The organism is Pseudohalioglobus sediminis (genome assembly GCF_008370495.1).
Lineage (GTDB): Bacteria > Pseudomonadota > Gammaproteobacteria > Pseudomonadales > Halieaceae > Halioglobus.
In genome coordinates, this window is sequence record NZ_VTUX01000011.1 from 66,116 (window position 1) to 86,696 (window position 20,581).

Below are 20,581 nucleotides of genomic sequence, written 5' to 3' on the forward strand. Positions count from 1 at the left end.
GATTGTTTTGTCGACGCACTGCCCGATGCGGCCGTAAGCCCGTTCACGGACCGATGCGCCAAACGACAGTCTGACAATCTTTAATAACGCGCCGCCAAGCCATTTTCGATACCCATGCCGACCATAGTCGAAGCTCCCTTGTATTTCGTGTGGAATACAACCAAAATGTGCGCCCCGAAACGATCCCACCAAAAACCGTCTACGAGGAACCCATCGAGATGAAAACACCTGTACGAGTGACCGTAACCGGCGCCGCGGGCCAGATTGGCTATGCGTTGCTTTTCCGTATTGCTTCCGGCGCCATGCTCGGCGAAGACCAGCCCGTGATTCTGCAGCTGCTGGATATCACGCCGGCGATGGACGCACTCCAGGGTGTGAAGATGGAGCTGGAAGACTGCGCCTTCCCCCTGCTGAACGACATCGTCTGTACCGACGACCCCAACGTCGGCTTCAAGGATACCGATTACGCCCTGCTGGTGGGTGCCCGCCCCCGCGGTCCCGGCATGGAGCGCAAGGATCTGCTTGAGGCCAATGCGGCGATCTTCTCCGTGCAGGGCAAGGCCATCAACGACAACGCCAGCAAGAACATCAAGGTGCTGGTTGTCGGCAACCCGGCCAATACCAACGCCCTGATCGCCCAGCGCAATGCGCCAGATATTGACCCGCGCAACTTCACCGCCATGACGCGCCTTGACCACAACCGCGCCATGACCCAGATCGCCCAGAAAACCGGCAAGACCGTAAACGACGTCACCAACATGACGATCTGGGGCAACCATTCCGCCACCCAGTATCCCGACCTGTTCAACTGCAAGGTCAGCGGCGAGAGCGCCATCAGCCTGGTGGACCAGGAGTGGTATGAAGGTGAATTCATCCCCGTGGTACAGCAGCGCGGTGCCGCCATCATCAAGGCCCGCGGCGCCTCTTCAGCCGCCTCTGCCGCCAATGCTGCGATCGATCACATGCGTTCCTGGGCGCTGGGCACCGAGGGCGATGACTGGGTATCCATGGGCGTATACTCCGATGGCTCCTACGGCATTACCGAAGGCCTGATCTACTCGTTCCCGTGCCGCTGCCAGAACGGCGACTGGAGTATTGTCCAGGGTGTCGAGATTGGCGAATTCAGCCAGGCCAAGATGGCAGCCACTGAACAGGAGCTGAGTGAAGAGCGCGACGCGGTCCAGCACCTGCTGCCCTGATCCTGAGCTTCGTAACCACCGAAAAAGCGCCGGCCCTGCCGGCGTTTTTTTATGTCCCGACAGGTACCACCTGCTGTGTGCCGCAGCTCGCGGCGCGAGCGGGCGGCCGACGTGGACCTGCAAGCCGAATACTGCTCTAATGCATGAATATGAATAATACTGACGAAGCAACCACCCCGAAGGCCTATCATCACGGCAACCTGCGCGCGGAACTGCTGGACACTGCCGTTGAACAACTGCGTAACAATGGCGCCGAGGAGCTGAGCCTGCGCGCCCTCGCGCGAGCGATCGGCGTATCCCAGACCGCGCCCTACAGGCACTTCGCCGACAAGAGCGAACTCCTCGCCGCGATGGCCACAAGGGGCTATCGCGAACTTTACGCGGCCCTGCGCAAGGCAATGGGGAATGCCGGCGCCAATCCGGATGAACAGATGGCCGCCGTGGCCCATGCCTACGTGGATTACGCGGCAGAAAACCCACAGCTTTTCAAACTGATGTTTGGCCCGGCGGTACAGCCCGCGGCGCGCCACCCCGAATTACGCGAAGCGAGCCGGGAAACGTTGCACCTGGTACAGGAAATACTGCAACTGGGTATCGACCAGGGTCGTTATCACACTGACGAAGACGTGATCTACCTGACCAATGCCGGCTGGTCCGGCATTTACGGCCTGGCGACGCTGCGTATCGATACGCCGGAACTGTTCGAGCGCTACATCGACCTGCATAAACAGGTCGAACTGGGTGTGCGCACCTTCCTGGCAGGGATCAGCAGCCCGCGGGACTGACCGCGGGCATCGCGGCCGCGTTACAGTTCACGCAGCACAGCGACCGGCGGATGTGACACCACGCGACGGCAGCTGAACACGCCCAGCCCCGCTATCAGCACCATTCCTGCGCCCAGGCCGAGCGGCCACAACCAGGGCGACGGCGCATACTGCATGTCCATGGCCCAGGTTTGCAAAATGGCCACCGAGAGCTCCGCCGCCGCGGTTGCCAGCAACCCGGCAAACAGTCCCAGCGCCGCGAATTCGATCAGCAGGCCACCGAGTATCAGCCGGCGGCGCGCGCCCAATGCGCGCAGTATCGAGCTCTCATGGAGTCGTTCGTCGACACTGGCCTGCACTCCGGCAATCAATACCAGCGCCCCGGTGGCGAGAATCACTGCCAGTACCAGCTCTATGGCCGCCGACACCTGTTCAATAATGCCCCTGATCTGATCGATGACCAGGTCCATCTCGATCACCGTTACCGTGGGGTACTCACGTATGAAATGGTTCAGGAATACCTTGTTATCGGGCTCGAGATGAAAGCTGGTCATAAACGTGGCGGGATAACTGGCCAGCACCTGCGGCGGGAACACCATGAAGAAGTTGGGCCGCATTGACTGCCAATCGAGGCTTCTCAGGCTGCTGACCGTCGCTTCCAGCGGCCTTGCCCCGACCAGCATGGACAGCGTGTCACCCACTTCGATACCCATGCGTTGGGCAAACTCCTCTTCCAGCGAGACCACGGCAGCATCCGTGTCCGGCTGCCACCATTCCCCTGCAACCAGTTCGTTGCCCGTGGGCAGGGTATCTGACCAGGTGAAGTTGGTCTCACGCTGGCGCGGCCCATCCATCTCGGCCTCCTCCGGCGACGGCAGGTCGACGCCGTTCACCGCCATCACGCGACCGCGGATCATCGGGTATAGCGCCTCGCTGCGGATATTTTCCTCACGCAGCAGCTGGTCAACCGATTGCACCTCGCCGGGACCGATGTTGATCATGAAGTGGTTAGGGGCATCTGCCGGCAGCTGGGTCTGCCACTCATCGACCAGGGAAGTTCGCACCAGCACCAACACCAGCAGCAGCATGATCGCCATGGCAAAGATGACAACCTGCAGGGCATTGGCCGCACCCCGGCGCTGCAGGCCCGCCAGCGCCAGTCGCCAGATGCTGCCGGCACTCATGCCCACCAGGCGACCACCTTTGAGCAGGGTCATGGCAAGTACAAAACCTAATCCCACGGTAACCAGCAGCCCCGCCAGGAGCGCCATGGTCAGGCGCCAGTCACCGCTGTACCACAGCATCAGCAGCGATACGGCGACCAGGCCGAAAAGATAGTCCCAGGCGCTCTTTCGCGTCAGCAGCGGTATGTCCTTGCGCAACACCCGCAGGGGGCTGGCCTGCCCCAGCCTGCGCAGTGGCGGCCAGGCAAAGCTCAGCAGGCAGACCATCGCCGTGGCACTGCCTACCAGGTAGGGTTGCGCGCCACTGGGCCCCGGCTGCACCGGTAACTGCTCGGCAAACAAGGTAAAGAACAGTGCCTGGATGGCCCAGCCAAGCAGGCAGCCGGCGGCTGTTGCCAGCGCGCCCAGTAACAACAGGCTCTTACCATAAAGGTAATTGATGGCGCTCGAGGTCGCCCCCAGGCTTTTCATGACCGCCACGTAATCGTTGTGGCGCTCACTGAAGCGCCGTGCAGCCAGCGCAATGGCAACACCGGCCAGCACCACACCCAGGCTTCCCGCGAGGAGCAGAAAGCGTTCCGCGCGCTCAAGCGCCCGGCTGATACCGGGCTGGCCATCGCTCACGTCCAGCAGGCGCTGCCCGGGCGCAAGCCTCGGCTTCAGCTGTGCCATAAACTCAGCCACCAGCTCGCTGTCACCGGCATACAGCTGCCGGAACTCGACCCGACTGCCGGGCTGGATCACCCGGGTCGCGGCGATATCATCGTAATGCATCAACAGACGTGGCCCGTAACCAAACATGCCGGCAGCCTGGTCCGGTTCGCCCCGTACCGCGCCGCGAACCGTCAGCTGCGCCTCGCCGACCTGCACCAATTCACCCACCGCCACGTCAAGCAGTGGGAACAGGCGCGAATCCAGCCACACTTCGCCGCGACCCGGCCCCGACGCCACCACGCTCGGCGCGGCAAAAGGTTCGGCGCTGAATTTGAGTTCCCCGCGCAGGGGATAAGCATCTGATACTGCCTTGATAGAGGCCAGTTGCATGGCATCCTCGCCGGCGTAGACCATGGACGGGAAGGTCAGGGTCGTGGCCACGTCGAGGCCCGCCGTGCCCGCTTCCTGCAGCCACTGGGCGGGCATCTCCCGCCCACTGCGCACCACGGCGTCGGCGGCAAGAAAGCGGTGGCTTTCCATCTCCAGTGCGTTCTGCAAGCGGGTGGTGAAAGCACTGATGCCGGACACGACACCCACGGCGAGAATCAGGGCCATCACCAGTACGCCCAGCTCACCGCCGCGCCAGTCGCGCGCCAGCATCCTCGTTGCTGTTACCGACACCCTCAGTCGCCCTCTACCAGTTCGCCGGCTTCCAGCACCAGACGCCGCTGGCAGCGCTGCGCCAGCTGTAGATCGTGGGTAACCAACACCAGCGTAGTGCCCTCCTGCTGGTTTAGCTCGAACAGCAGATCGATGATATGGGCCCCTGTTCGCGTATCCAGGTTCCCCGTGGGTTCATCGGCAAACAGGATTGCTGGCCGGGCGGCAAAGGCGCGGGCTATCGCGACACGCTGCTGCTCACCCCCGGATAACTGTCGCGGGTAATGGCTGGTGCGAGCGGACAGCTCCACCCGCTCAAGGTAGTGGCTGGCCTGCTCCCGGGCGTCACCCTGCCCCTTCAGTTCCAGTGGCAGCATGACATTTTCCAGCGCGGTGAGAGCCGGCAGCAGCTGGAATGACTGGAATACGAAACCCACCTCACGGCCGCGAAATACTGCCCGACCGTCCTCGTCAAGCTGGCTCAGGTCGGTATCACCGATAACGACCCGCCCGCCGCTGCCTTCGTCCAGCCCGGCGAGCAGGCCCAGCAGGGTGGATTTGCCAGATCCCGACGCCCCGACGATGGCTACCGTTTCTCCCGACTTGATTTCCAGCGAGATCCCTTTCAGTATTTCCAGCTCGCCCCCGGCCATGGGGACACGTTTCTGGAGATTTTCAGCTCTTATCATGCAGCGATTCCTTTACCACTTCCTACGTCCGGCGCTGGCGCTCGGTTTACTTGCTCTTTCCCTGGCGCTGCCTGCGCAGGCCAGCGCCGTGTCGAAACTCCTGGTGCTGGGCGATAGTATCAGTGCCGCCTACGGTATGTCGCTGGAAGAAGGCTGGGTGGCCATGTTGGAGCGACAACTGGCGGAGCGGCAGCCCCCGGTAGCCGTAATCAACGCCAGCATCAGTGGTGAAACCACGGGGGGCGCCCTGCGCCGCCTGCCCGGACTGCTTGCGGAACATCAACCGGCGGTAGTGTTGATAGAAGTCGGCGGCAACGACGGGCTGCGCGGATTTCCGATTCCCTCGCTGCGGCAAAACCTGACGCAACTGTCATCCCTGGCGGGGGATGCGGGCGCGCGCGTTGTTATCGTACCCATGGAAATTCCGCCTAATTACGGCACCCGGTATACCGCCGGCTTTCGCGACAGCTTCGCCGAGGTTGCCAGCGCCACCGGTGGCATTCTTGCGCCTTTCATACTCGACGGTATCGCCACCGTGCCTGAATTGATGCAGGAAGACGGTATTCACCCGCGCGCGGAAGCCCAGGAAGCGATGCTGTTGAATGTGCTGCCCAGCATTGAGGAGGCCTTGCAATGAGCACACCCTCGCAATGGGATGCGCTGCTGGCAGATGATCGCGCCCACATCTGGCATCCCTACGCCTCCGCTACCGACCCCGGCGTGATCGTCCCGGTCACCTCAGCCGAGGGCGTGCGCCTGAACCTGGCCGATGGCCGGCAACTCATCGACGGCATGGCATCGTGGTGGTGTGCCATCCACGGCTACAATCACCCGGTGATGAATCGCGCCGTGCGCGCGCAGCTGGAAGACATGGCACATGTCATGTTTGGCGGCCTGACGCACCCGGCCGCAGTCAAGCTGGCCCGCATATTGTGTGACCTGACCCCGGATTCACTGACGCGGGTGTTTTTCAGCGACTCCGGTTCCGTGGCCGTGGAAGTGGCGCTGAAAATGGCCGTGCAGTACTGGCAGGCCAGGGGCGAGCCCGGCAAGCGCAAGATGGTGGCCCTGCGCAGCGGCTATCACGGCGATACCTTTGGCGCCATGTCAGTGTGCGACCCGGTTACCGGCATGCATCACCTGTTCGGTGATGTGCTGGCAAAACAGTTCTTCGTGCCGGCACCCGAGTGCGATTTTGATGCGGACTGCCCGGAATCAGAGCTCGATGACATCACCGATTTGCTATCCCGGCACCATGGCGAGATCGCCGCGGTCATCCTGGAACCGGTGGTTCAGGGCGCTGGCGGCATGCGTTTCTACTCGCCGGATTACCTGCGCAAGCTGCGCGCCCTCTGCGATGCCTTCGAGGTGCTATTGATCTTCGACGAGATCGCCACCGGGTTCGGACGCACCGGTAAACTCTTCGCACTGGAACATGCCGGGGTGGAACCGGATCTGCTTTGCCTCGGCAAATCCCTGACCGGCGGTTATATGACCCTGGCGGCCACCCTGTGCACTGAGCGCCTGGCAAGCACCATCAGCGGTGGGGAAGCCGGGGCCTTCATGCATGGCCCCACCTTCATGGGGAATCCACTGGCCTGCGCGACGGCAATCGCCAGCATCGAACTGCTGTTATCGCAGCCCTGGCAACGCACCGTGGAGCGACTCGGCACAGAATTGAAGGAAGGCCTGGCGCCCGCTGCCGACCTCGAACAGGTGAGCGAAGTGCGCACGCTGGGCGCAATCGGGGTGATCGAGCTGAAACAGGGCGTGGACCTGCGCCAGGTCACTCCGATGTTCGTCGAGCGCGGCGTGTGGGTGCGGCCCTTTGGCAAGCTCGTCTACGCCATGCCGCCTTTTGTCATGCAGAGCGATGACGTGGCCACACTGACCGCCGCCATGGTCGATGTGGTTGCAAAACTGGAACACTAAAACCTAATCTCACCCTGCATGAAGGTCTGGCATTGTCCTGTCATGAGCACACGGCCGTTGCGTTGCTCGCATTGTATTGACCCGCCACGCGCCGATATCTGCCGGGCACTGAGCTGTGCCTGCCCAAGGCGTGCAGACCAATAGGGCACCAGGGCGCAGTGAGCGGAACCGGTGACCGGGTCCTCATCGACGCCTACCTGGGGGCCAAAAAACCGCGACACAAAGTCGCACTCATTCCCGGGGGCGGTGGCAATCACACAGCGGTCCGTGGCGGCCAGCAGCGCGGGAAAGTCCGGGTCGAGTGCAGCGACATCTTCCTCGAATTCATAAACGTATACCTGCTTGGGTACTCCAGCGACCAGCAGCGCCTGCGACGCGGTCGCACCCAGGGCGGCCGCTACCCGGGAATCCAGCTCTGTCTCTTCCAGCGCATAGGCAGGAAAATCCAGGGTGTAAGCATCCCCGGAGCGCGTTACATGCAGTGCGCCGGAATGCGTATGGAAACAGATACTGTCACTGCTGTACCCCCGGTGGGCAAAGAGCACATGGGCGCTGGCCAGGGTGGCATGCCCGCAGAGGTTTACTTCCACGGCCGGGGTAAACCAGCGCAGCTCAAAGCCCTCGTCCACCGGGACGAGGAAAGCCGTTTCGGAGAGATTGTTTTCACTGGCAATGGCCTGTAACAGGGACACATCCAGCCAGTCTTCGAGCAATACCACGGCCGCCGGATTGCCGCCGAACACGGCGCCGGCGAAGGCATCCACCTGATAAATCGGCATTTTGGCCATTAGGGCCCTCCTTTGCGTTGTACCGGACATGGCGCTCTAATATAGTAGTCGACGGGCACTACCGACAGGGAAAACAATAAACGGCATGGCCAAGCGAGAACAGACCCCGCTGCAAAGTGCTTTCTACCGCGTCATATTTGGCACGGAGACCACAGCCGGAAAGTGGTTCGACATTTGCCTGATAATCGTCATCCTGGCCAGCGTGCTGATCATCATGCTGGACTCCATCGATGCCTATCACGCCCGCTACGGTGTACTGTTCCTGCAGATCGAGTGGGCCTTTACCATCCTGTTCACCATAGAGTACATGGTGCGTCTTTGGTGTTCACCCAACCCCAAGGCCTACGCCAGGAGCGTCTACGGTGTCGTTGACCTGCTGGCCCTGTTGCCAACCTATTTCTCGCTGCTTCTGCCACAGGCGGCCCCGCTGCTCATCATCCGACTGCTGCGCATACTGCGTATTTTCCGGGTTTTGCGACTGCTGTACCTGCTCGACGAAGCCAATCACCTGGCCAGAGCACTGCACAGGTCTGCACGCAAAATATTCGTGTTTTTTTCCATGGTCATTATCCTCGCCACGATCTTCGGTTGCCTGCTGTATGTGGTCGAGGGACCGGAACACGGCTTCAACAGTATCCCCCACAGTATTTACTGGGCGATAGTAACGATCACCACCGTGGGCTACGGCGATGTTGTGCCGATGACACCGCTGGGACAGATCATCTCTGCCTGTGGCATGTTGATTGGTTACGCAGTTATCGCTGTGCCAACCGGCATCGTTACGGCGGAGCTCACCATGGGCCAACAGCTGGAAAAAGAACGCCATATCAGGCAGTCACGCAACTGCAGTACCTGCGCCACAGTGGAAACAGACCCCGCTGCGCACTACTGTCGGCGGTGCGGCAGCCACCTGCCCTCACCCGGCCATGCGCCAGAGAAGCGCAGTTCCTGATCAGACCTACCCTGGGGAAACACCACATGAACCGAGCATCGCTTCGCGCCGGCACACTGTCAGTCACTGGCCTGCTTGCCAGCCTCGTAACCAGCCAGACCATGGGTCAGGCCCTGCTGGAAGAGGTCGTGGTGACTGCGCAAAAACGCGAGCAAAACCTGCAGGACGTGCCGGTGGCGGTATCCGCTTTCAATCAGCAGGTGCTGGAACGCACTGGCGTGAAAGACATGTTCGACCTGCAAAGCAATGCGCCGAGCCTGGTTGTAACACAGAGCCAGACCTCCACCACCACCACATTCGCAATCCGCGGAATATTTACCAGCTCACAGAATTTCGGCCTGGAACCCTCGGTTGGGCTGTATGTGGACGGCGTTTATCGAGCGCGCCAGGGCTCGATGATCAACAACATGGTCGATGTAGCCAGCGTGGAAGTACTGCGCGGCCCACAGGGCACCCTTTTTGGCCGCAACACACCCGCCGGCGCAATTACCCTGGCCACAGTTTCGCCTGACTTTGAGGGCAGCGGTTTTCTCGAGGCGAGCGCCGGGAACTACGGTTTGTGGGGCCTGTCGGGGGCCAAATCCTTCACCGTCGCCGACGATACCCTGGCGCTGCGTGCCACCGGTTTCGCCATGCAGCGCGATGGCTATGTCGATATAGCCGGTGGTGACAATAACGTCATCAACGATCGCGACCGCTGGGGCTTGCGCCTGCAGGCGCTGTACACGCCGAATGATGACCTCACGCTGCGCCTGATTGCCGACCATTCCCAGGTAGACGAAATCTGCTGCGCGGCGGGTTCCTACAAGAACAACCTGGTGGCGCAGCAGTTGCCACCCGGGACTGATACCAAATTCGGCACCGACACCAATATTCGCAACCTCGGTGGCACGGTAATCGACCAGCGGGACTTCTATGACTACCGCGTATCAGTGGCCAGGCCACCGCGCTCGGAGAATAAAGACAGCGGTATCTCCATGCAGATCGACTGGCAACTGCAGCCATTCAGGCTCACCGGTATCACTGCCTACCGAAAGCACGATGCCTACGACAACGCCGATATCATTTTCACCGATCTGGACGGCGCCTACCGCATCAACGACGCGGAGCAGACCCAGTTTACGCAGGAGTTGCGGCTAAGCGGTGCCAGCGACAAGCTCAACTATGTCGCCGGGCTCTACTACTACCAACAGGAGCTGGACAATCAGCGCGACACCCTCGTGGGTGCAGATCTGGGTGCTATCTATGGGCTGGCAGACCCCAAGGCCTTCATCGCCGGCACCGGGTCGCACGACCTGAACGAGCAGGAACACAGCAGTTACGCCGTGTTCGGGCAGGTCGATTACAACCTCACGGATGCATTGGTCGTCACGGCCGGCCTGCGCTGGACCTACGAAGACAAGGAACTGCAAAACACCTACACGCAGGATGTTGAACCGCCACTGAGCTTCCAGCCCAATTACGGTTTCTTTTTCTTTCCCCCACTGGCACCCACGCCAGATGTAAGCGAGGACTTTGACGACGACCAGGTAACCGGCACACTCAAACTGAGCTGGTTTCTCGATGAGGATACACTGCTGTACGCCTCTTATGGCACCGGCTACAAATCCGGCGGCATCAACGGCGACCGCATCGAGCCCCAGTTCGACGTGGCTTTCGATGCCGAGCACGCCGAGTCCTATGAAATTGGCCTCAAAACCGAGTTCCCACAACAGGCTGTTCGTCTCAACGTCGCGCTGCATATGACCGACACCGACGACCTGCAAACCAACTCCTTCCAGGGCGGCGGCTTCTTTTTGTCCAACGCCGGTACCGCGGAGACCTACGGCCTGGAACTGGACCTGTTCTGGCTACCCACAGACAACACAACCCTGACGCTGGCCTACGCCTACAATCACGGTGAGTATGCCGACTTCGACAACGGTCCCTGCTGGACCGGCACGCCCTGGCACACCGACCAGCCCGACCCGGGCCTTAACGAGGATGGCAGCTGCGATCGCAGTGGCGGCGACATTTCAACCAATCCAGAGAATGTACTGGTGCTCACTGCCAACCGGGACTTCGGTATTACCGACGCAATCGACGGCTTCATCTACGCCGAGTACATCTATACCGATGAGCGCATGACTGACGTCAACAACGACCCGGTGAAATACGATGATGCCTTCCATACATTGAACCTGCGCGCCGGCCTGCGCTTTGAGCGACATGCTGCGCAGCTTACGCTGTGGGGGCGCAACCTCACCGATGAGGAGTCAACTGACACCATCGCCGATGCACCCGCCCAGGACGGCCGCTTTGTGGGTTATTACAAAGAGCCGCTGACCTGGGGCGTGACCCTGCGCAAGGACTTCTGAGGCACAGGGGCGACGTCTATCTGTGGGGGCCGGCTATTGTTATAATTGCCGGCCACTTGCCAGCGTCAACACCATGCCAACCCCGATCCACAGCTACCGCAAATACTGGGCCGAATGCTTTGGCCCCGCCCCCGAGCTGCCCATGAGCCGGGCGGAGATGGACGCGCTTGGCTGGGATAGCTGCGACATTATTATCGTCACCGGCGATGCCTACGTGGATCACCCCAGTTTCGGCATGGCGGTCATAGGCCGCCTGCTGGAGGCCCAGGGTTTCCGCGTGGGTATCATCGCACAGCCCGACTGGACCAATACCGACGCCTTTCGCGCCCTGGGCAAGCCCAACCTGTTCTTCGGCGTCTCCGCCGGCAACATGGATTCCATGATCAACCGCTACACCGCTGATCGCAAACGCCGCAATGACGACGCCTACACCCCGGATAACCAGGGCGGCAAACGTCCCGACCGGGCGGTCATCGTCTACAGCCAGCGCCTGCGCGAAGCCTACCGCGAGGTGCCACTGGTCATCGGCAGTATCGAGGCCAGCCTGCGCCGGATCGCGCACTACGATTACTGGAGCGACAAGATCCGGCGCTCCATCCTGCTCGACAGCCGCGCAGACCTGCTGCTGTATGGCAACGCCGAGCGTGCCATTGTCGATGTAGCCCATCGCCTTGCTGCCGGCGAACCGATTCAGCGGATTCGCGACCTGCGCGGCACTGCCTTCGTGCGCAAGCGCGTGCCGGACGGCTGGCGTGAAATCGATTCCACGTCCATTGACCGGGTCGGGCCTGTCGACAAACCCGCGAATCCCTACAGTGCGCAGAGCCCCGCCGAATGTTCACCCGAAGAGGTGCAGGTAACACAGGGTGAAGACGTGGTGCGCATTCTCGACAAGGTAGATGACGAACGACCCGCGGTCGTACGTATCCCCTCTTTTGAGCAGGTCAGGGCCGATCCGGCCCTCTACGCACATGCATCACGCATCTTGCACAAGGAAACCAATCCGCATAATGCCCGACCGCTGGTGCAGGCCCACGGTGACCGCGAGGTCTGGCTGAACAGCCCGCCTATTCCACTGTCAACGGACGAGCTCGACTGGGTTTTCGAATTGCCCTATACACGATTACCGCACTCCCATTATGGCGAGGCAAGGCTGCCCGCCTACGAGATGATCCGGCATTCCGTCAATATCATGCGCGGCTGCTTCGGTGGCTGTACATTCTGCTCGATCACCGAGCACGAAGGGCGCATCATCCAGAATCGATCCGAGTCCTCCATCCTGCGAGAAGTAGAAAAGATTCGCGACACCTCTCCTGCATTTACCGGGGTCATTTCCGACCTGGGCGGACCAACGGCAAACATGTGGCGACTGGCCTGCAAAAGCAAGGACATCGAAGCGAAATGCCGCAAGCTCAGTTGCGTATTTCCCGGCATTTGCAAGAACCTGGACACCAACCAGAAACCTCTGGTGGAGCTGTATCGCAAGGCGCGCGAACTGCCCGGCATCAAGAAGGTGTTGATCGCTTCCGGGCTGCGCTATGACATCGCCGTGGAAACGCCGGAGTACGTGCGGGAACTGGTCACCCATCACGTTGGCGGCTACCTCAAGATCGCCCCGGAGCACACTGAAGACGCCCCTCTCAACAAGATGATGAAGCCGGGTATCGGCACCTATGATCGTTTCAAGGCACTGTTCGACAAGTACTCACGCGAGGCCGGCAAGGAACAATACCTGATTCCCTACTTCATCGCGGCACATCCCGGCACTTCTGACCGCGACATGATGAACCTGGCCCTGTGGCTGAAGCGGAACAAGTTTCGCGCCGACCAGGTGCAGACCTTTTATCCATCACCCATGGCCACAGCGACGGCGATGTATTACAGCGGCAAAAACCCGTTGCAGCGCATCACCCGCGACAGTGACACCATGCCGACAGTGCGCGGGCTGTCACAGCGCCGACTACACAAGGCCTTCCTGCGCTACCACGATCCCGACAACTGGCCCATGTTGCGCACCGCCCTGAAGAAAATGGGACGTGCTGACCTGATCGGCAACGGCAAGATGCACCTGGTGCCGCCGCGGCAACCTGGCAAGCGCCACGCGGTCGTCGCGGGCAGCCAGCCCTTCGCCACGCAGCACAACGGGCTGCCACGTACCCCTTCCCGCCGCAGACGCGGCAAACAATAGGCAACAACGCCAGGTTTTCCTGAACATTCTTTAATAAACGAACAACCCAGGGCCCGGTTCAAGTATCATACGCTGCCTCTCGGGGAGCGAACATGAAGAAGCAATTTCTGGTCACAATGCTGGTACTGGCAGGCGGCTTCGGCCTGGCCTTGCTGATCGCCAACAGCACGCCCGAACGGGACGTCATTGCCATGGAACGCACGCTACGCACCGTGCGCGTGATGACCGTCGCGGTACACGATGAATACCTGCAGATTACCTCGCAAGGGAGCGTCCAGCCGCGTACCCAGAGTGAACTGATCCCCGAGGTTTCAGGTCGGGTCGAATGGGTATCCTCGTCGCTGGTGGACGGGGGCTCCTTCAGCCGCGGTGATCCACTGCTGCGCATCGATGCCTCCGACTACGAAATCGCCCTGCAAAGGGCGACGGCCGCCAGGGACAGAGCCAGAGTCGAAGCCGAGTTCAGCGGCGATGAACTGGCACGGCTGGAAAAACTGTTTGCCCAGAAACTCGCCAGCCAGTCACAACTGGACAGTGTCAGGCGTACGGCGCAGGTTGCCCAGGCAAACCTGAGCGAGACCAGCGCCGCCCTGGCGCAGGCTGAACGCGACCTGGCCCGTACGCAGCTGACCGCGCCGTTTGACGGCCTGGTGCGCTCCGAACAGGTTGACGTAGGGCAGTTCGTCAGCCGTGGCGCGAGCATCGCCACGATCTATGCTACCGACTATGTCGAAGTGCGTCTGCCCATCGCCGCAGACGAACTCGGCTACCTGGGGCTGGATATCGCCCATCGTGGCACGCTTGCCGAGGGCGACAGGCCCGAGGTGACAGTCTCGGCGCAATACGGCAATACGCGCCTGATCTGGAGCGGTGAACTGGTGCGTACCGAGGCGGTGATTGATGAACGCTCGCGCATGATCTACGCGGTGGCGCGCATCCGCCAGTCCGAGTTCGCGGATACCGCATCGATACCGGTGGGCCTGTTTGTACAGGCGGAGATACAGGGCCGTAAAGTCGAAAACGTCGTCCGTCTGCCCAGGTCTGCCATGCGCGACAGCGACCAGGTGCTGGTGGTCGACGATGACAATCGCCTGCGCTTTCGCACCGTCTCGGTGTTGCGACTCGAACACGATGATGTGCTGATCAGCGCGGGGCTGGAGGACGGCGAGCGCGTCTGCGTGTCCGCCATCCAGACCGTGGTCGACGGCATGCACGTCAAGCCCTTACTGCCGTAGGCCCGCGATATGCCGAGAATGATCGCGTGGTTTGTCCACAACCCCGTCGCTGCCAACCTGCTGATGCTGATTCTTATCGTCAGCGGGCTGCTGGCACTGCCGCGGATTCACCAGGAAGAATTCCCCAATATCGAGGTGGACGCGGTTCAGGTTCGCGTTCCTTACCTTGGGGCCGCGCCGGAAGAAGTCGAGTCGGCCGTTTGCGTGCGTGTGGAAGAGGCCGTAGAAGGCAGCGAGGGTATCGACACCATCCGTTCCACCGCCTCCGAGGGCCTGTGTTCGGTGGTTATCGAACTGGTCGATGGTGTCGACAAAAACAAGGTGGCCAACGACATCAAAAGCAAGGTTGATGCAATCGATGCGTTTCCCGGCGAAACGGAAAAACCGGTCACCGCTGAAATAGCCATCATGGCAACCGTCATGCAGATCGCGATTGCAGGCCACGCAGATGAGCGCACGCTCAAAATCGTCGGCCAGCAATTGCGCGACGACATGGCAGCGCTTCCCGGCGTATCCCAGGTAGAACTGCTGTACTCACGGCCCTATGAAATATCCATTGAAGTCCATGAGCAGGCCCTGCGCCGCCACAGCATCACACTGGAACAGATCGGCCGGGCTATCCAGCAGAGTTCGGTGGATATTCCCGGTGGTTCGATCCGCGCTGAGGAAGGTGAGATTCTGCTGCGCTCCAAGGGACAGGCTTACGAACGCCAGGCCTTCGAGGATATCGTGGTGCTTACCCGCAATGACGGCACCCGCTTAACCGTGGGCGATCTCGCGACCGTGGTAGATGGGTTCGAGGAGTCCGACCTGTACTCCCGCCTCGACAGGGAGCCAGCCGTTGGCATCAAAGTGTCCCGCGTCGGCGAGGAGGACGTACTGCAAATTGCCGACGCGGTGAAGTCCTACCTGGAACAGGCCCGCCTGCAGGTCCCGGAGGGCATTGAGCTGGTCATCTGGCAAGACGAGTCGCAGGACCTGGTGGACCGCCTTGATGCACTGATGAAAAACGCACGCAGTGGCCTGCTGCTGGTGCTGCTCATACTCACCGTGTTCCTGCGCTTTCGCCTCGCCCTGTGGGTGGCTGCGGGCATACCGGTGGCGATGCTGGGTGCCGTGGCCCTGTTTCCCGTTGTCGACATCTCCATCAGTACCATGTCGGTGATGGGATTCCTGCTCGTACTCGGCATTCTCGTGGACGATGCCATCGTTGTCGGCGAGCGCGTCTATGCCCACGAACAGATGGGCAAGGACCGTGATACCGCAGCCATCGACGGCGCAAGAGAAGTGTCGGTGCCGGTGATCTTCGGCGTACTGACCACCATGGCCACGTTCCTGCCCATCGTCAGCATACCGGGAGAAATGGGCGGTTTCTTCGTCGCCATCGGCCTGACAGTGATTATCGCCCTCCTGTTCAGCGTCATCGAATCGCAGCTGATCCTGCCGGTGCACCTGGCGCACCGGAAAACGGAAAGAACGCGCGGTAACAACGCCCTGCGCAATCGCTGGCTGGACCTGCAGGACACCCTTTCCGGCAGCCTGCAACGGATCGCCACCGAATACTACCAACCGGCTGTGCAGAAAGCCCTGAACTGGCGCTACACGACCGCCGCCGCGGGCGTGGTCATACTCGCCCTGGCGCTGTCACTGTTCATCAGCGGACGCATGGTGTTTCAGTTCTTCCCCGATGTGGAAGGCACCCGCCTGTACGCCGTGATCACCCTGCCAGAGGGTTCGCCCATCGAGCGCACCGAGGCTGCCGTCAGGCAACTGGAAGAAGCTGCTGAAGTGCTGCGTGCGGAGCTGGACGCTGAACTCGCACCGGGTGAACCCAGCACCATCAACCATATTTTCGCAGTCCTGGGCGGGCTCATTCCCAAGGGTTCTATCAACCTCGGTGGCAGCGGCCAGAGCAATGTCGCCGAGGTGGGCATCGAACTCAACCTGCCGCCGGATTACAGCGACGTGTCGACTACAGAATACGCCAATCGCTGGCGCGAACTGACGGGGACTATCCCGGACGCGCTGGAGCAGCGCTTCGACGCGGCGGCCTTCGGCGCGGGTGATGCCATCGACGTCGAACTCTACGGCAAGGACTTTGACGAACTGCGTTCCGTTGCGGCGGAACTGCGCGCGGCCCTGGAGACCTATAACGGGGTCATGGACATTACCGACACCTTCCGCGCCGGCAAACAGGAAGTCCAGCTCAGCCTGCTGCCGGAAGCACGCAGCCTGGGCCTGACCCTGCACGACCTTGGCAGTCAGGTGCGCCACGCATTCTATGGCTTCGAAGCCCAGCGCATCCAGCGCGGCAAGGACGACATTCGCGTTATGGTGCGATACCCGGAAGACCAGCGCCGCTCGCTGGGCGACCTGGAAGCCATGCGTATCCGCACCGCAGACGGCACCGAGGTGCCCTTCAGCAGCGTCGCCCGGGCACGCCTGGGCCGCGGCTACACCACCATAAACCGCGTCGACGGCCAACGCGTGGTGCGCGTGATCGCTGACGTCAATCGCTCGGTGACCACGCCGGAAATCGTGCTGCAGTCGCTTGCCGAACGTGAACTCGCAGACATTCTCGCGCGGCACCCCGGCGTGACCTACAGCCTCGCCGGGGAAGCGGAATCACGCAGCGAATCCATGGGTGGGCTGGTGTCCTCGGCGCTACTGGCACTGCTACTGATCTACGCCCTGCTCGCCATTCCGCTGCAGTCCTACCTGCAGCCACTGATCATCATGAGCGTCATCCCCTTCGGCGCCGTGGGCGCCATCGTCGGCCACCTGATTATGGGTATAGACCTGGTGTTCTTCTCCCTGCTGGGCATCGTCGCACTGTCCGGCGTGGTGGTGAATGCGAGCCTGGTACTCGTCGACTACATCAACCGGCAAAGACAAAGCGGCGCCGAACTGGTGGACGTGGTCAGCCACGCCGGCGCAGTGCGCTTCCGCCCGATTATCCTCACCAGTGTCACGACCTTTATCGGGCTCACCCCGCTGATGCTGGACGACGCCATTTCCACAGCCATGTTCGTGCCTATGTCTGTGTCCCTGGGCTTCGGCGTGCTGATGGGCACGGCCATCACCCTGTTCCTGGTGCCCTGCCTGTACCTGATTCTGGAAGATGTCGTGCGCTTACTCGGGCGCTCCAGCGCAGATACAAAGCACTAGGCAGCGGCCGCTTTCGCGGCTGCGGCGTCGTTACGGGGCCAGGAGAACAGTCGGCTTCAGGGCCGGTGGTACCCAGTTATTGCAGGGATTGCGCCCGGCGTTTGGTGTGCGCTGTGGCCTTGGCTGCTATCGGGTCGTCCGGCCAGGGGTGCTTGGGGTAGCGACCTTTCATTTCCCTTTTCACCTCCTGGTAGCTACTGCGCCAGAAGCCGGACAGGTCCTGGGTAACCTGCAAGGGTCTTTGTGCCGGCGATAGCAGATGCACCTGCAGCGCAATCTTGCCACCGGCGATGGTCGGTGTTTCCTCGCAACCGAACATCTCCTGCAACTTCACAGCCAACACCGGGGGATCCTGGGTGTAGTCCACAGGTATGTTGGAGCCAGAGGGCACACTGATGCGCTCCGGTGCGAGGCGTTCCAGTTCCAGTGGCAGCGGCCAGCCCAGCTGTGCGTGCAGGATCTGCTTCAGATCCAGTCGCTTGAAGTCTTCCAGCCGCGATACCGGGGCCAGGTAAGGTAAAAGCCATGTCTCCAGGGTTGCCAGCAGTGCCTCATCGCTGAGGTCCGGCCAGGGGTTTTCCGCTGCGTCCCGGTTAACCCTGTGCAGCAACTGCACGCGATTTCGCCACTGCCGCAAGGGCTCGCTCCAGGGGAGAATGTCGAGGCCCTTGCGCCGGATCACACCCAGCAGTGCATTGTCACGCGCATCATCGGAAACCGTAGTGATCGGCTCCGCGCTGATTTCCAGTGCGCCGGTGAGCCGGCGCCGCTGCGCCACAAAGCGTTCACTGCGGCTGTCCCACTCAACGCGTTCTTCCTCGCGCACCAGCGCGGACAGGATGTTCCGGAAGCAGGCCGGGTTCAGTGCCACCGCACTGTAAATGCGGTCGGTATCGCTGCCCGACTGCCCGCCGATCTCCGCCACCGCGATCCATTCTTCCCGGGCCAGTGCATCCTCCTGCGGCATACTGGCCGCCCGCCCATTCGCCAGCTGGTAATCGGGGCTGTTCGCGCGCCGCCTGGCGATGCGATCAGGATAGGCGCTGGCCAGTAATATCCCCATGACATCATCTGCTTCGACGCCCATGGCGAAACGCTTGGGTTTGTGCACTTGTGCGGCGATTCTGCCGTAGCGCCTGGCCAGCTGCCACGTGCGCTTGAACCAGCCTTCGGCACTGGCAGGACAGGGCTGCTCACCCATTAACAGGTCAATCTTGCGCCCGAGGTCAGTGCCAAGATCACCAAGTGGAGAGCGCTCGGCCAGCACCGCCGCCAACAGGCAGGCGGTCTCCGTGGCATGAATATCACAGGCCACGAGCAACATGTGGGCGAGTCGCGGATGCAATGGCATCTGCGCCAGGCGCACACCGTGAGGCGTCAGCTGCGGCTTGCCATCATCCTGCGTGTACAGTGCACCGGTCTGCTCCAGGATCGAAAGGGCCTGCTGCCAGGCCGCTTCCGGAGGGGCGTCCAGCCAGGCCAGCTCGGCGGCGTCGTCCACGCCCCAGGACAGCAACTGCAACACCAGCGGCGCCAGGTCGGCATGCAGTATTTCGGGTGTGCTGTGTGCGCTAAGTCGATGATGCTGCTCTTCCGACCACAGGCGGTAACAGTGTCCCGGTCCAAGGCGCCCCGCCCTGCCCCGCCGCTGTTCTGCGGAAGCCTGCGAAACCCGGCGTGTGGCCAAGCGGGTCATGCCCGATACAGGATCAAACTGCGCTTCGCGAACCAGGCCCGAGTCCACTACCGCACCGATGCCCTCGATGGTAAGGCTGGTTTCGGCCACGTTGGTAGACAAGACCACTTTGCGCTGCCCCGCCGGTGCCGGCGCAATGGCGCGCTGCTGCTTCTTGAGGCTGAGACCGCCGTACAGTGGCGCCAGGATAATACCCTCGTGGCCGACCTCGTCGAGCGCCCGCGCCAGTTCGCGACCCACGGCATTGATCTCACGCTGACCCGGGAGGAACACCAGCACGCTGGCATCCTGGTCCAACAAGGCCCGTTGCGTCGCCGCCACAACCGCCGGCGCGATGGGGTCCTGCAGACGATGGGTCCTGCCGAAACGCGTCTGCACGGGGAACTGTCGCCCCTGGGAGGTTACGATGGGGGCGCCACCGAGCAGGCTGGCTACGGCCTCTCCGTCAAGCGTCGCGGACATCACCAGCAGCTTGAGCGGCGGCCCCTCGCGAAATATCTCCCGCCCCTGCAGGCACAGCGCCAGGCACAGGTCAGAGTCCAGGCTACGCTCATGAAACTCGTCAAAAATCACCAGGCCAACGTCTTCGAGGCCGGGATCTGATTGCAACCGGCGAGTAAGAATACCTTCGGTGATGACCTCGATGCGCGTCTGGGCACTGGTGCGGCTGTCGAGACGGATACTGTACCCGACGGTCTGGCCCACCTCTTCGCCGAGCAATTCAGCCATGCGCGCAGCGGCCGTGCGTGCGGCCATGCGCCGGGGTTCAAGCATGATGATCTTGCGCCCCCCCAGCCAGGATTCGTCCAGCAGCGCCAGCGGCACCAGGGTGGTTTTGCCGGCGCCGGGCGGTGCCTGCAGGACGGCTTCGTGTCCAGACTCGAGCGTGGCCTGCAGGTCAGCTAGTACGTGGTTGACCGGCAGGTCCTGAACAGATTCATGTCGCATGCCTGCATCTTAACCGAGCGATCTGGTCGAGACCACGAAAAAGCCACGTCCGACCGATCACGGTGCGCGAGCGGGGTCGCGCGCACCAAAATTGAACAAATTTTATGCAAGCGCTTTGCGACAGGCCAAGGGTTCCCTGCAAAAGCCGGGCGGCATGCAGATGGCAG

13 protein-coding genes are annotated in these 20,581 nt (G+C 61.7%); 9 read left to right on the forward strand and 4 right to left on the reverse strand.

The genetic code is table 11. The features are described from left to right. The first annotated feature begins 218 nt into the window (after positions 1-218). Both F0M18_RS19180 and F0M18_RS19185 read left to right on the forward strand, forming a co-directional pair. Positions 219-1,199 carry a malate dehydrogenase gene (locus F0M18_RS19180; RefSeq protein WP_149613080.1) on the forward strand — a complete coding sequence of 327 codons (981 nt, stop codon included), beginning with the start codon at positions 219-221 and terminating at the stop codon, positions 1,197-1,199. Positions 1,200-1,348: 149 nt separating this feature from the next. Next, positions 1,349-1,984 carry a TetR/AcrR family transcriptional regulator gene (locus F0M18_RS19185; protein ID WP_149613081.1) on the forward strand — a complete coding sequence of 212 codons (636 nt, stop codon included), beginning with the start codon at positions 1,349-1,351 and terminating at the stop codon, positions 1,982-1,984. A 20-nt stretch (positions 1,985-2,004) separates the two neighbouring features. Here F0M18_RS19185 and F0M18_RS19190 read toward each other — a convergent pair whose 3' ends face one another. After that, positions 2,005-4,482, reverse strand: a complete 2,478-nt coding sequence (locus tag F0M18_RS19190) for an ABC transporter permease (protein ID WP_316839375.1) — start codon at positions 4,480-4,482, stop codon at positions 2,005-2,007. A gap of 2 nt (positions 4,483-4,484) precedes the next feature. Further along, positions 4,485-5,150 carry an ABC transporter ATP-binding protein gene (locus F0M18_RS19195; protein WP_149613082.1) on the reverse strand — a complete coding sequence of 222 codons (666 nt, stop codon included), beginning with the start codon at positions 5,148-5,150 and terminating at the stop codon, positions 4,485-4,487. Here F0M18_RS19195 and F0M18_RS19200 point away from each other — a divergent pair. Both F0M18_RS19200 and bioA read left to right on the forward strand, forming a co-directional pair. Further along, positions 5,149-5,787 (forward strand): arylesterase, encoded by a 639-nt coding sequence (locus tag F0M18_RS19200; RefSeq protein ID WP_149613083.1) that lies wholly within the window; start codon positions 5,149-5,151, stop codon positions 5,785-5,787. The two genes, F0M18_RS19195 and F0M18_RS19200, sit on opposite strands and share 2 nt — an antisense overlap. Beyond that, a complete protein-coding gene (bioA, locus tag F0M18_RS19205) occupies positions 5,784-7,082 on the forward strand; it encodes an adenosylmethionine--8-amino-7-oxononanoate transaminase (RefSeq protein WP_149613084.1) in 1,299 nt (432 codons plus the stop codon). The genes F0M18_RS19200 and bioA overlap by 4 nt, the downstream gene beginning before the upstream one ends. On the opposite strand, the gene F0M18_RS19210 is transcribed toward bioA, so the two are convergent. Next, the gene (locus tag F0M18_RS19210; protein ID WP_149613085.1) at positions 7,079-7,870 is read right to left on the reverse strand and encodes a PhzF family phenazine biosynthesis protein; all 792 of its coding nucleotides are present in this window, start codon (positions 7,868-7,870) and stop codon (positions 7,079-7,081) included. The two genes, bioA and F0M18_RS19210, sit on opposite strands and share 4 nt — an antisense overlap. 85 nt (positions 7,871-7,955) lie before the next feature. Here F0M18_RS19210 and F0M18_RS19215 point away from each other — a divergent pair, with 85 nt between their 5' ends. The 5 genes from F0M18_RS19215 to F0M18_RS19235 all read left to right on the forward strand — a co-directional run bounded on the left by F0M18_RS19215 (position 7,956) and on the right by F0M18_RS19235 (position 17,770). Further along, a complete protein-coding gene (locus F0M18_RS19215) occupies positions 7,956-8,822 on the forward strand; it encodes an ion transporter (protein WP_149613086.1) in 867 nt (288 codons plus the stop codon). A 26-nt stretch (positions 8,823-8,848) separates the two neighbouring features. Next, complete coding sequence (locus F0M18_RS19220) at positions 8,849-11,179, forward strand: TonB-dependent receptor (protein WP_149613087.1); 2,331 nt, start codon at positions 8,849-8,851, stop codon at positions 11,177-11,179. A 73-nt stretch (positions 11,180-11,252) separates the two neighbouring features. Next, the gene (locus F0M18_RS19225) at positions 11,253-13,367 is read left to right on the forward strand and encodes a YgiQ family radical SAM protein (protein WP_149613088.1); all 2,115 of its coding nucleotides are present in this window, start codon (positions 11,253-11,255) and stop codon (positions 13,365-13,367) included. A gap of 92 nt (positions 13,368-13,459) precedes the next feature. After that, positions 13,460-14,602, forward strand: coding sequence for an efflux RND transporter periplasmic adaptor subunit (locus tag F0M18_RS19230; protein ID WP_149613089.1), 1,143 nt, complete (start codon positions 13,460-13,462; stop codon positions 14,600-14,602). Positions 14,603-14,611: 9 nt separating this feature from the next. Further along, positions 14,612-17,770, forward strand: a complete 3,159-nt coding sequence (locus F0M18_RS19235; RefSeq protein WP_149613090.1) for an efflux RND transporter permease subunit — start codon at positions 14,612-14,614, stop codon at positions 17,768-17,770. A gap of 76 nt (positions 17,771-17,846) precedes the next feature. On the opposite strand, the gene hrpB is transcribed toward F0M18_RS19235, so the two are convergent. Next, a complete protein-coding gene (gene hrpB, locus F0M18_RS19240) occupies positions 17,847-20,414 on the reverse strand; it encodes an ATP-dependent helicase HrpB (protein WP_149613091.1) in 2,568 nt (855 codons plus the stop codon). Positions 20,415-20,581: the final 167 nt, after the last annotated feature.

Bases quoted from the DNA above. Each gene is read 5' to 3' on its own strand.
- F0M18_RS19185 (WP_149613081.1), top strand. From the start codon at position 1,349: ATGAATAATACTGACGAAGCAACCACCCCGAAGGCCTATCATCACGGC.
- F0M18_RS19215 (WP_149613086.1), top strand. From the start codon at position 7,956: ATGGCCAAGCGAGAACAGACCCCGCTGCAAAGTGCTTTCTACCGCGTC.
- F0M18_RS19210 (WP_149613085.1), bottom strand. From the start codon at position 7,870: ATGGCCAAAATGCCGATTTATCAGGTGGATGCCTTCGCCGGCGCCGTG.
- F0M18_RS19230 (WP_149613089.1), top strand. From the start codon at position 13,460: ATGAAGAAGCAATTTCTGGTCACAATGCTGGTACTGGCAGGCGGCTTC.
- F0M18_RS19195 (WP_149613082.1), bottom strand. From the start codon at position 5,150: ATGATAAGAGCTGAAAATCTCCAGAAACGTGTCCCCATGGCCGGGGGC.
- bioA (WP_149613084.1), top strand. From the start codon at position 5,784: ATGAGCACACCCTCGCAATGGGATGCGCTGCTGGCAGATGATCGCGCC.
- F0M18_RS19200 (WP_149613083.1), top strand. From the start codon at position 5,149: ATGCAGCGATTCCTTTACCACTTCCTACGTCCGGCGCTGGCGCTCGGT.
- F0M18_RS19235 (WP_149613090.1), top strand. From the start codon at position 14,612: ATGCCGAGAATGATCGCGTGGTTTGTCCACAACCCCGTCGCTGCCAAC.
- F0M18_RS19220 (WP_149613087.1), top strand. From the start codon at position 8,849: ATGAACCGAGCATCGCTTCGCGCCGGCACACTGTCAGTCACTGGCCTG.
- F0M18_RS19180 (WP_149613080.1), top strand. From the start codon at position 219: ATGAAAACACCTGTACGAGTGACCGTAACCGGCGCCGCGGGCCAGATT.
- hrpB (WP_149613091.1), bottom strand. From the start codon at position 20,414: ATGCGACATGAATCTGTTCAGGACCTGCCGGTCAACCACGTACTAGCT.
- F0M18_RS19225 (WP_149613088.1), top strand. From the start codon at position 11,253: ATGCCAACCCCGATCCACAGCTACCGCAAATACTGGGCCGAATGCTTT.